The organism is Acidithiobacillus concretivorus (assembly GCF_018853445.1).
GTDB classification, from domain to species: Bacteria; Pseudomonadota; Gammaproteobacteria; order Acidithiobacillales; family Acidithiobacillaceae; genus Acidithiobacillus; species Acidithiobacillus concretivorus.
Genome location: NZ_JABELD010000050.1, coordinates 1 through 11,617, shown reverse-complemented (window position 1 = coordinate 11,617; position 11,617 = coordinate 1). Strand labels below are relative to the sequence as shown.

13 protein-coding genes and 1 pseudogene are annotated in these 11,617 nt (G+C 50.8%); 7 read left to right on the top strand and 7 right to left on the bottom strand.

Annotated features, from left to right (window positions below; translation table 11 throughout):
- Positions 1-146 precede the first annotated feature (146 nt).
- From HJG40_RS06935 to HJG40_RS06905, 7 genes and pseudogenes are all read left to right on the top strand, one after another.
- The gene (locus tag HJG40_RS06935; RefSeq protein ID WP_226857269.1) at positions 147-1,010 is read left to right on the top strand and encodes a chemotaxis protein CheA; all 864 of its coding nucleotides are present in this window, start codon (positions 147-149) and stop codon (positions 1,008-1,010) included.
- Positions 1,010-1,630, top strand: coding sequence for a hypothetical protein (locus tag HJG40_RS06930; protein WP_215863504.1), 621 nt, complete (start codon positions 1,010-1,012; stop codon positions 1,628-1,630). The genes HJG40_RS06935 and HJG40_RS06930 overlap by 1 nt, the downstream gene beginning before the upstream one ends.
- Positions 1,608-2,357, top strand: a complete 750-nt coding sequence (locus tag HJG40_RS06925) for an oxygen-binding di-iron domain-containing protein (RefSeq protein WP_215863503.1) — start codon at positions 1,608-1,610, stop codon at positions 2,355-2,357. Before HJG40_RS06930 ends, HJG40_RS06925 begins: the two co-directional genes overlap by 23 nt.
- 21 nt (positions 2,358-2,378) lie before the next feature.
- Positions 2,379-3,491 (top strand): annotated as a pseudogene (locus HJG40_RS15300) (methyl-accepting chemotaxis protein); the annotation flags it as partial.
- Positions 3,492-3,639: 148 nt separating this feature from the next.
- A complete protein-coding gene (locus HJG40_RS06915; RefSeq protein ID WP_215863501.1) occupies positions 3,640-4,596 on the top strand; it encodes a chemotaxis protein in 957 nt (318 codons plus the stop codon).
- A gap of 25 nt (positions 4,597-4,621) precedes the next feature.
- A complete protein-coding gene (locus HJG40_RS06910) occupies positions 4,622-5,965 on the top strand; it encodes a methyl-accepting chemotaxis protein (protein WP_215863500.1) in 1,344 nt (447 codons plus the stop codon).
- 20 nt (positions 5,966-5,985) lie between these two features.
- Positions 5,986-6,282 (top strand): hypothetical protein, encoded by a 297-nt coding sequence (locus tag HJG40_RS06905; RefSeq protein WP_215863499.1) that lies wholly within the window; start codon positions 5,986-5,988, stop codon positions 6,280-6,282.
- On the opposite strand, the gene HJG40_RS06900 is transcribed toward HJG40_RS06905, so the two are convergent.
- The 7 genes from HJG40_RS06900 to HJG40_RS06870 all read right to left on the bottom strand — a co-directional run.
- Positions 6,271-6,450, bottom strand: a complete 180-nt coding sequence (locus HJG40_RS06900) for a hypothetical protein (RefSeq protein WP_215863498.1) — start codon at positions 6,448-6,450, stop codon at positions 6,271-6,273. The genes HJG40_RS06905 and HJG40_RS06900 overlap by 12 nt on opposite strands.
- 14 nt (positions 6,451-6,464) lie before the next feature.
- Positions 6,465-7,316 carry a 23S rRNA pseudouridine(2605) synthase RluB gene (gene rluB, locus HJG40_RS06895; protein ID WP_215863497.1) on the bottom strand — a complete coding sequence of 284 codons (852 nt, stop codon included), beginning with the start codon at positions 7,314-7,316 and terminating at the stop codon, positions 6,465-6,467.
- A gap of 93 nt (positions 7,317-7,409) precedes the next feature.
- On the bottom strand, positions 7,410-8,717 hold the full coding sequence (locus tag HJG40_RS06890; RefSeq protein ID WP_215863496.1) for a sulfide:quinone oxidoreductase: 1,308 nt from the start codon (positions 8,715-8,717) through the stop codon (positions 7,410-7,412).
- A 149-nt stretch (positions 8,718-8,866) separates the two neighbouring features.
- Positions 8,867-9,364, bottom strand: coding sequence for an SMC-Scp complex subunit ScpB (scpB, locus tag HJG40_RS06885; RefSeq protein ID WP_215863495.1), 498 nt, complete (start codon positions 9,362-9,364; stop codon positions 8,867-8,869).
- Positions 9,357-10,169, bottom strand: a complete 813-nt coding sequence (locus tag HJG40_RS06880) for a segregation and condensation protein A (RefSeq protein ID WP_368355901.1) — start codon at positions 10,167-10,169, stop codon at positions 9,357-9,359. Before HJG40_RS06880 ends, scpB begins: the two co-directional genes overlap by 8 nt.
- Positions 10,170-10,180: 11 nt before the next feature.
- The gene (locus HJG40_RS06875; protein ID WP_215863494.1) at positions 10,181-11,392 is read right to left on the bottom strand and encodes a tryptophan--tRNA ligase; all 1,212 of its coding nucleotides are present in this window, start codon (positions 11,390-11,392) and stop codon (positions 10,181-10,183) included.
- Positions 11,392-11,617, bottom strand: a 226-nt coding sequence (locus tag HJG40_RS06870; RefSeq protein ID WP_226857268.1) for a site-2 protease family protein, incomplete at its 5' end; no start/stop codon positions are given. The genes HJG40_RS06870 and HJG40_RS06875, both read right to left, overlap by 1 nt.

Sequence of the window (11,617 nt, the reverse complement as noted above, 5' to 3'; positions counted from 1 at the left end):
CACTTTGGCTATGGTTTCCATGCAAATCACTCCAGTTTCCTCCGGACAAATCCGGCAGGATATCAGGTGGTCAATTTACACGCTGTTTTCCACCCAGTTCTGGCAACTTTTGCACGCTGTTTAACATCGATGCGCTATCTGGTCCAATGACCCATTTGCTCCGCAACAGTCTCGACCATGGCGTTGAGTTACCCGCAGATCGCCAGGCCGCAGGGAAGGCGCGCAGTGCCAAAATCAGTGTTGCTGCTGTCCATTTGGGCGATAAGGTGCGCATTGAAGTCTCCGATGACGGGCGCGGCATTGATAGTCAGTTTGTCACCCGGAAAGCGGTAGATAAGGGGGTCATCACTGCAGAGCAGGCGGCTCGCCTCTCGGAACAGGAAGCGGTTGAACTGATTTTCCGCCCCGGATTTTCTACCAATGATCAGGTTACCGATATTTCAGGACGTGGTGTCGGCATGGATGTGGTCAAGGAAACGGTTCGCAAGCTGCGTGGGCGGCTGGACATTCAGACTAAACCAGGTTTAGGTACGAGTATTTCCATGGAGTTTCCTTTGACCATGGCGGTATTACCCGTGCTTTACCTGCGTTTACGGCGGGAAATCTACGCTCTCCCGGTATCTAATATCGAAAGCCTGCTGGACATCCAGGAAAACCGGATTCATCGCATGAGTGGACGTAGTGTCTATCGGGTAGACGGTACTGAAATCATCCCCATGGTGGATCTCGGCAGACTGCTTCATGATCGCCCCCTCCGTTTAGGCTCAGAACCTGTAGAGGGCATTTTGACAGAACGCGGTCTGATTATGGTTTCTGAAGTGCTTGGAAACGAGGACTCTGTGGTCAAACCCATTGATTTTCTGGCTGAACAAAACTGGTACCAGGGTGCCACCATTTCCGGAAAGGGTAATGTCGTGCTGATTCTCGATGCTGTCGCCCTGGCAAACCATGTCATTGATCATGGCAGTGATTCAACCATCGTGGATATTTCCTGCAAGGGAGCCGCCTGATGGATATTCAGCACATCATGAGGGTCGTAGATGCGTCCTTTGCGACAAGACAAAGCATTGAAAAGGCATTGCGCGAAATTGATCGGCGTGCCCTCAATGCCATGGTTCTGGTCAAGCGTCATGGCAACGCCTTAGCGGGTTATGGCGTGGTAGCCCAAGCCTTCCGGGAAAGAGCGGCCATTTTAAAGACGTCGGCCTCACATCTTCAGGAAAGTATCGCGCCGCTGATTGAAGCTTACATGCGCATTTTGCAGCATCAGCGCTTTGCACAATCTTTCCAGGAAATGCTCAGTGACAGCCCGCTGCAGGGCAAGGCTTGTCCCAATCTGATCAGCACCCAGAACAAATGGCAAACAACCATCCGTGAAGAAGAAGCCGCCGCCAGAAAAGTTCTGGCCCAGTTACTGGAAGCCGTACAAACGCTTCAGGAAGGTGTTGAAGAACAGGAATACATCGTCACCAACGGCCGAATCGAAGCGGCACTTGCAGAAGCAACCGGAGCCCCGCTGATGCGGGTTTCCAGGGAAATGGGCGAAGCCGTCCGCACCGTCGCGCAGGCGATTCGTAGCTATCGCCATCAATTGGAGAGTCTGGAACATGAAAGCAGCACCCGTCTTTGAAGCAGGCAGCCATCGCTGGTGGATCATTTATGATCAGGACGAACATCGGGTCATTGATTCCAATGTTTATGTCATCGAATCGAACGGACAAAGCCTCATACTGGATCCCGGTGGGTTTGAGATTTTTCCCCAGGTGTTTGCAGCCATGGTGGAAGTCATTCCGCCTTCCAGCCTGAAAGCGGCGTTTGTGTCGCATCAGGACCCCGATATTGCCTCCAGCTTGCCGCTGTGGCATGCCTGTAATGATAAAATGGAATGGTACGTTCCCAAATTATGGGAAGGTTTTATTCGTCATTATGGTGCGCTCAATGCACCGCTGCAAAATATTCCTGATGAAGGCGGAGATGTGATGATTGGAGGGCTGCGGCTGGAATTTATACCGGCCCACTACCTGCACTCTTCAGCCAATTTTCATGTTTATGATCCAGATGCAAAAATCCTGTTTTCCGGTGATGTGGGTGCAGCCTTATTACCCCCCGGCCATGACGCCTGGGTAGATCGACGGGATAAAACCGGTCAAGCTTTTGAAGAACACATCAAAAAAGCCAAATATTTTCATGAACGCTGGATGCCTTCCAATGCCGCCAAGAAAAACTGGATAGAGCTGGTGAGTCAGTTGGATATACAACATCTCTGCCCACAGCATGGGGCTATTTATAGTGGTGACAACGTTAAGCGTTTTCTGGACTGGTTCGACAAAATCAATGTTGGCACGGCCATCATCTAATAATCAGCGGAGCAAAAAATTATGGATAGAATAGCACTCGAAGAATATGCAAAATCACTTTTGGAACCCTTACCTAGCCTGGAAATGCTCTGTGAAGCGGATGAGGCCATGGAAAATGTCATTTTTTACATGAATCCCGCAGCGCTAAGTATCATGAATTTTCATCATCAAAAATTAAATCCTCTATTACGCGGCGCAGATGTGCGCAACGCCCTGCATCACTCCATTCATCAATTTCATAAAGATCCGGAACGGATTCGCAATATCTTTAGGGAGTTAGCTAAGGGAAACATCAAGCAACATCAAGCAGAGCTAAAACTGGGAAAAATTGTTTTTGGGTTAAATTTTACTTTGTTACGCGACACTTCCGGGTCGCCTATTGCCTATCATGCCAGCTGGCAGGACCTGAGCGATCAGCGTCGTGTTGACGAACTATCAACAAGCAGCTCCAGAGATGCCAACGACAACGCGCAAACCCTCACCCGCACTACGGCCGAAGTGGACGAAGCCATGGAGACCGTCAATAAAAATCTGGTTTTGCTGGAAAAAACCAGCGAAGAAAACCATCAGGCCACTGCATCACTCACGGGTCAGGTGGTCGCTATCAGTCGAATTGCCCAGACCATTCGTGAAATCGCCTATCAAACCAATCTTCTGGCACTGAATGCCGCCATTGAAGCCGCTCGTGCCGGAGAGCATGGCCGAGGCTTTGCGGTAGTTGCAGACGAAGTGCGCAATCTCTCCAAACGCGTACAGGAAGCTACTGACGAGGTTCAAAATAACATTTCAACGATCACTGCAACTGCCCAAAATATTGATACCGTTGCACAGAAAAATCAGCATCAGGCCCAACAATCCATGGATGTCACCCAAAATTTGCGCAAGGAAATAAAAAGCCTTCGCACGCTGGCACTTTTCATGTCTCTGAACGCTGCCCGCCAACACCATGATTTACTTGTTCAAAAGTTGCAGGATGAAGTGATAAACAATAGGCATCTCATGCAGATGGAAGACATTCAGGATTACCTGACCTGTGGCTTGGGAAAGTGGTACGAGGGTTATGGAAAGCAGGTGCTGGGCAATGAAGCAGAATTTGTCGCCCTGGCCGAGCCGCATCGGCAATTTCATCAGCGCACGCGGGAGCTACTGGCTGCACATCAAGCTGGCGATCAGGAAAGTACTAACAAACTACTGCGGCAGGTCCTGGATATTCGGGATAATATTTTCCAGCATATGGACGCGCTGAGCGCGGCCATTCAAAAAACCTATTGAGGATTGGATCATGAATCAGTTACTGCGGGAAGTTGATGAACGCGCCCAGCTTGCGGGCACCAACAAGTTTGAGCTGCTGGTATTCCGTCTCGGCATGGATCCCAAAATCAATAGCCGCGAACTTTTTGGGATCAATGTGTTCAAGGTCCGTGAAGCGCTGGTCATGCCCAAAATCACGCCCATGCCCGGTGCCCCTGAACATGTGATGGGCGTCGCCAACATACGCGGACAAATCATTCCCGTCATCAATTTACCGGAGGTGGTCGGCTGTAAAACTGAAGGATTAAATATCCTGCTGGTTACAGAATATGAACGCTCGGTGCAGGGATTTGCTGTTGAAGATGTCGAAGAAATTGTCCGACTGGAGTGGAGTCGCGTACTTTCTGCGGAGGGTGCCGCAGTGGGTGGCTTGGTCACCAGTCTGGCACGGCTGGATGAAGATGAAGAAACTGCACGTCTAGCTCTGGTGCTGGATGTGGAGCACATTCTTCGTCTGGTATTGCCATCGCGTTTCAAGGCTGGGGACGAGCTCGTGCAGCAACATGCCGTAGAAATCCCCAAAGGTGCCGTCATTCTTTATGCCGATGATTCTGGTGTTGCTCGCAACCAGATCGAAAAAACGCTGAAAAGTTTGGGCTTGGCTTTTATAGGGACCAAAACTGGTAAGGAAGCATTAGAACGTTTAAAACAACTGGCGCAAGATGCCAAAGCTGCAGGTATCCCACTTCGTGATAAGGTAGCACTGGTTTTGACTGATCTCGAAATGCCCGAAATGGATGGATTTACACTGACCCGCCAGATTAAAGAAAATGAAGCCCTCCGAGATGTACCAGTCGTCATTCATTCATCGCTATCAGGCACCGCCAATGAAGCCCATGCGCGCAGTGTCAACGCTGATGGTTATGTGGCGAAGTTTGTTCCCGACGAATTGGCTCGCGCCATCACGAATGCTATTCGCCTCCACTAAAATCTCACCATGACGAGGCTACGCCATGTCCACTGAAAAACATACCCTGCTTTCCCTGTTTTCCGCCTGTCTGGATGGCGATGCAGAAACGGCACGGTTGATTCGAGATGATCCTGAACTCGGAAAAACCATTACGCCGATTTGTGACTGGCAAAAAGCTCGTCTTTGGCAAAGCTGTAAAGTTCTGGATCATCAAGTGACCGCTCTGGAACAAACTGCAGAAAGTCACTTGCTAGGTATGGATTTAGAGCAGGATTTACATACTGCACAGATGGATAGCCAATCCTTGTATGATCAGGCCGAGGCGGTCATAAAAGCGGTGCGCAGCACGGCTGACAGTATTGGCTCCAACCAGTCGCTAGCGGAAGCGACCTTACACGATGTCCAGATGGGAAACGAACGTCTTTCCATATTGATTGGAGAAATGGATCTGGTCGAGCAAACCGTCACTGACATGGGGGAAACCGTACAGGCTTTTCTACAACAAACCCGTACTATTACCACATTGGCGGGCAAAGTGCAGGAAATTGCCAAGCAAACCAATCTACTGGCTCTTAATGCCGCTATTGAGGCTGCACGCGCCGGGGAACATGGGCGCGGTTTTGCAGTAGTTGCCGATGAAGTCAAAAAACTGGCGCAAAGTTCTGCTCGTGCTGCTGCTGACATACGCAGTTCGGCAACCACCATCAATAAAGGCGCCATACAAGTTGAAACTGGCGTTAGCGCCAGCGTGGAGCATTTGCGTCGTGGCGGAGATGCTCTCGAAACAGTGGCCGAAGTCCTGGGGATGGCAAACCAGTCTGCACAAAAAACTCGTGAAAACATTGAAACTATTGTCAGTGGTAGTACTCAGGAAATTGTCGCGGCGGAAAGCATGGGCACACACATGAGCTCCCTGCAGCAGTCCATGGGACAATTTGCCCGGCAGTTCCAGGCCATCCGCCAGTGTCTCGACCATGTTCGTGATGAACTTGCGCACGCCAGTGAAGCGGCCATGCAGGGTGATCCGGCGCTGGCTACTCGACTGACCGTAGTTAAGGCAGACCATGTTTTATGGGTAAGCAGAATTCTGGAAGCAATTACCGACAAAGCCAGTCAAATTGATGTCAACAACATTAAAGACCACCACCAGTGCCGTTTAGGGCAATGGATGGACAGCATGCTGGAAACCCCCCTCGCTCAATCCGAAGCCTTTATTGCGGTACAGCAGGTACATCCGCAAGTACACAAGTTGGGCATTGCCATTATTAATGCCCTAAAAAAAGGAGATAATGCCGCTATTCATACTGGTGCCGATCAGCTGAAAAGTCTCAGCACTATGGTGCAACAACAACTGGATAAACTGCGCAACCATGTCATGGGTCACTAAAAAAATGAGCACGAGAGATCATGGCAAAGGACAAGAAAGAACCAACAGCTGATAAAAAATTCAAGCCCAAGCGCAGCAGTAGCTCTACTGCCAGCGTAAAAAGTTGGGCGATCACCTGGTTAATGGCCATTATTGCTGCGGAATGGGGACTGCTACCACAGCCCTTGGGATTCGGTGGGGGGTTCCCTTTCTGGATACCTATCATAATGGATGTATTACGTTTTTTTGTTATATGGTTCGCAGCACACATCATCACCCGGATAATTTTTGCTGCCTGGGAAATTATCGGTGAGTATTATCAAGCTTCAACGAAATAGTTTTGCAAAAAAACCTGTGGCCAACCACGAAATATCCGCATCATAATTTTCTGGATTAATGCGCTGTGCCCGAGAAAATTCCTGAATCTTGTTTTCCGGCTCTAACAAAGAAGTCCGCACCTCGCCAACGGGGGTTCTGGATTGGGTCGTGAGTTCCATCGAATCCATTACAATACTCTCATTCAAAATTTAGATCTGGATGAACGAGATGCTCCTGGATGCCGCTCCGATAATGATTTTTTTGAGTTGTGTGACTTGGACTCTGCCACTCCATACTCGGCCATCGGCCTTGCCGGATTCACCCATTTGACACTAGCCAGCAGATTATCTCGTTCTTCATCGGGCAATTCATCAAAATAACCATTCTTGAGCAAACGCGGCATTTCCACCACGCCATAGCGCACGCGAATCAAACGGCTGACGGCCAAACCCAAGGCTTCAAACAGCCGACGTACTTCCCGGTTGCGACCTTCGGCTAGGGTGACGTGATACCAGTGATTGGCTCCCTCACCACCGGCCTCTTCAATTTTGAGAAAACGTGCTTCCCCATCATCCAGCGTCACCCCTTTCAAGAGTAGATTTTGCTGTTCGTTACTCAGAACACCCAGAATGCGAACAGCATATTCTCTTTCAATGCCCGCGCGGGGATGCATCAAGGCATTGGCCAAATCCCCATCATTGGTGAGAAGGAGGAGCCCTTCCGTATTGAAGTCCAGGCGGCCCACTGCCACCCAACGGCTACCACGCAACTTGGGCAGACGATCAAAAACAGTCGGACGACCATCGGGATCATTCCGGGTAGTCAGCTCCCCTGCTGGCTTGTGATAACGCAGCACCCGCAGTCGCGGGCGTACCCAGGAGGGAATCCGCAAGGCTTCGCCATCTACCGCTATTTTGTCCTGGGGCGTGACCCGATCCCCCAGTTTGGCGACCTGACCATTGACCTGGATGCGACCGGCAGAAATCCATTGTTCCATCAGTCTTCTGGACCCAAGACCAAAGCGAGCCAAAACTTTTTGTAATTTTTCATCCATCTTGCAAAAATCTCCGGACATGCTTCATGGTTAGTTTTCAGGATAAAAAACCCCGCGCAAGGCGGGGTCTGATGCTTTTCCTGCGGATAATGCTCAGGAAGCTTTACGATGAGGAGGTACTTCCTCCTTGAGGCGGGTGATGCCCATCATCTTAAACAGCACTTTTTCATAGAAAGGTTCGGAAACACCCATTTTCATCTTGCGAATGAAATACTTTTCAAAGGCCACCTTGGCCAGATGCACCCAGCGACCATAAGCAAATACATCCACCGTGCGGGGACGTAACTGCGGCAGGGCTACGAAAGCTGCGCCGCGATCACCCATGTCGGCGAAACAGACGGCATTCCAGGTACCCATGGTCTGCTCACCCTTACGACCCTCCAGATCTGCTTTGATATTGTTCACCGCAGCAGAAACCATGGATTCAATCATGTAACCGGTTTTGGGGGCACCTGTAGGCACTGGTGTGGCTTCCACCGGAGGAATCGCAATGGCAATACCAGCAGCGAAAATGTTAGCGTACTTCTTGCTGCGCTGATGTTCATCTACCAGCACAAATCCACCCGGATTACATAAGCCTTCAACACCGGCTACGGCAGGAACACCCTTGAAAGCAGGAATCATCATGCCGAACTTGACTGGCAAGGTGAATTCCTTGGCCACTTCACCCTTGTCATTGACCTGAGTGACGAACATTTTGCCACCTTCTACTTTGGTGACCTTACAATTGGTGTGGGCTTCAATACCTTCTTCCTTCAGTCCCTTGGTCAGGATTCCGGTAGAATCACCTACACCCTGAATACCCAGGTGACCCAAATAGGGTTCACTGGTCACAAAGGTGAAGGAAGGGATTTTGTCACGCATGCCGCGTTTTTTCAGGTCAGAAGCTACAATCATGGCGTATTCGTAAGCCGGACCGAAACAACTGGCACCGCCCATGGCACCAATTACAATAGGACCGGGTTCGGCCAGAAGCGCCTGGTAGTCCTGATAAGCTTTTTCCGCATGGTCCACCGTACAAATGGATTGAATGGGTCCTTCGTGCGGATCAGACCCTGGCACGTTTTCAAAAGCCAGCTTCGGTCCGGTGGTAATCAGCAGATAGTCATAATGGACCTTACTGCCATCAGCCAGGATGATTTCCTGACCTTCTGCATCAATTTTTTCCGCCGCTTGAGGAATAAAATGAATACCCTTGCGCTCTACATACGGTTTAATAGGGAAAGCAATATCATCACGTTTGGTCCAGCCCACGCCTACCCAGGGGTTGGATGGGACAAACTGGAAATAATCATTGGCGCTGATGAGCGTCACTTCATGCCCGGAACCCAAGGCCTCTTTCATTTCATAAGCTGCGGGCATGCCACCTGTACCTGCCCCTAAAATCACCACATGTGCCATTGGTCTACTCCTCGTCACATTATTGACCACATCTAACCCAATACGGATGCCGGCATCTTTTATTAACCGTCACCTACAAATTCCATGAAAATATGCGACCATATTATCAGGTCGTCAAATAAGTTTTTTCTAATATTAAAATAATCTTTCTATTTATCGGTCATTACTACGGGTAAATCTTCCAGGGAAGCCAAAGCAAAATGCTGCATAAAGTCTGAAGTAGTTGCCCAAAGTGCTGGTCGACCAGGGCTTTCGCGATGACCCACCACAGCAATCCAGCCAAGCTCCTGTAGCTGCTGCATAATGCTCGCACCCACTGATACACCCCGCCAGTGTTCAATTTCCGGACGGGTAACAGGCTGTTGATAGGCAATAACCGCTAAAGTTTCCAGTACGGCTTTGCCCAAAGGACGGGGAGCCTCTACATGTAAACGCCCTAACAGATGATGGTGGCGAGAATGAATCTGCAGACGATAGCCGCCCGCTATGGCAACCAGCTGCATGGGGCCTTCACCAGCGGCCAGTAAAATCTCCAATGCCGCTTCCCAACCCGCATATTCCGGGTCGTCGGCGAAAATGCCAGCCAGCCGCTCCCGCGACAGCGGTTCTGCACTGGATAAAAACAAAGCCAGCAGGGCCTCACGCATGCTGCGAAATCTCCATATCCGCAATACTGACCTGCCAGCCACTCGCCTCATCTTCATGCAGTTGCAAGGCTTCCTGGCGCAACAACTCCAAAATAGCCAACAAGGATATAGCCAATGCCTGCCTGCTCAACTCCGGCAACAACTCAAGCAATGACCAGAGACGATGGTCGCGACGACAGCAGAGGAGCACTTCCACCATTCGCTGCCGCAAGCCCATGGCCGGATTAGAAAGCTGATGAACCGGTTGATCGCAGCGTACGGGGCGCTGCTGTATACGCAACCAAGCGGCAGCTATATCACCCAGTTCGAGCAGAGGCGGAGACGGGGACAATTCCGCATAGTGGACTGCACTAACCGTCCAGAAGTCCCGCCCGGACTGCGGTAATGCTTGGAGGACTGCTGCCTGGCTTTGCACTAGCGCCAAAGCTTCAAGACGACGCACCAGCTCCAATCGGGGGTCCATTTCCTCGTCATCATGGGCGGGCGGCAGCGGAAGCAGCATCCTCGCCTTGATTTCCGCCAACCAGGCTGCCATCAGCAGGTATTCTGCTGCCAGCTCCAGATTCCGTCGCCGGGCTTCCTGCAGGTACTGCAAATACTGACGGGTCACTTCCGCCACCGGAATATCGCGAATATCCATACGGTTACGACGGATCAGCCAGAGCAGTAATTCAAGAGGTCCGGAAAAGCTGTCCAGGAGTAGTTCCAAGGCATCGGGAGGAATAAACAAGCCCTCGGGCAAACTGTCCAGCGGCTGACCATTGACCTGTACAGTCTGCCCGATAGAAGCATTGACCGCTGTCACGCAGATATCACTCAGTCAACACCCTGTTCGTGAGCCAAGCCCATGGCGGAGCGCACTTTTTCCATAGTCTGCTCGGCCCTGTTGCGGGCACGTTGCGCACCGGCATGGGCAATTTCCCGCAATTGTGCAGGACGCGCTGCCCAGTATTCGGCTCGTTCGCGAATAGGCACCAATTCCGCCAGGACCGCTTCAATCACGGGCTGTTTGCAATCGAGACAGCCAATACCTGCACTTGTGCAGCCCTGACGTACCCAATTTCTCGTTTCCTCACTGGAATACACCTGATGAAAACCCCATACCGGACATTTTTCCGGAGTACCCGGATCAGTACGCATGACGCGCGCCGGATCAGTAGGCATGGTACGGATTTTTTTGCGAATCAGTTCCGGGTCTTCCTGTAAAGGAATGGTGTTCCCATAGGATTTACTCATTTTTTGACCATCCAGACCCGGCAATTTTGAAGCAGCAGTCAGTAATGCCTGGGGCTCCCGGAGAATTTCACGCCCCTTCCCTTCCAGATGCGCCAATAGCTGCGCCTGCATCAGTGGACTCAGTCCTGCCTGTTGCTGGAGAAATTCAGCCGCTTCCGTGACGGCCAATAAATCCCCATTTTGTTGAAAACGCTGTTGCAACTGGCTAAAAGTTTTGGCAGCACGCTTGCCCATGGCCTGCAACCCTTTTTCAATCTGCTGCTGGGTTTCTGCATCACGACCATAGAAACTATTGAAACGTCGGGCCAGTTCCCGACTGATTTCCAGATGCGCCACCTGATCCGCCCCTACTGGGACTTGTTGGGCCTCATACAAAAGAATATCCGCCGTCATCAGCAGCGGATATCCAAGAAAACCGAAGGTCGCCAGATCCCGCTCCCGCAGTTTTTCCTGCTGGTCCTTAAAAGTCGGCACGCGCTCCAGCCACGACAAAGGCGTCAGCATCCCCAGCAGCAGGGCTAATTCGGCATGTTGGGGGACATGCGATTGAATAAATAGAACCGCTTTATCCGGATCAATTCCCACTGCTAACCATTCGACCAGCATATCCCAAACGGCGGTACTGATACCTTCAACACTTTCATAATGGGTGGTCAGGGCATGCCAGTCTGCTACAAAAAAATAGCACTCGCCCTGATCCTGCAAGCGTACCCAGTTTTTCAGTACGCCATGATAATGACCAATATGCAAACGTCCGGTTGGACGCATTCCAGAGACAATAATTTCTTTCATTATCCAGCACCTACTGCCAGGAAAAAATGATAAACCCATAAAAATAATGGGCCCAGTACGTTCCACAAAATGCCGGTAAAAAGCAGCACAATGAGAATAATAAATCCATAAGGTTCAACCCGGCTGAGGGCGATGCTGGCAGAAGCCGGCAACAAGCCTACCGCAACGCGGCCACCATCCAGTGGCGGGATCGGGATCAGGTTGAAAATGATCAGGATGACATTG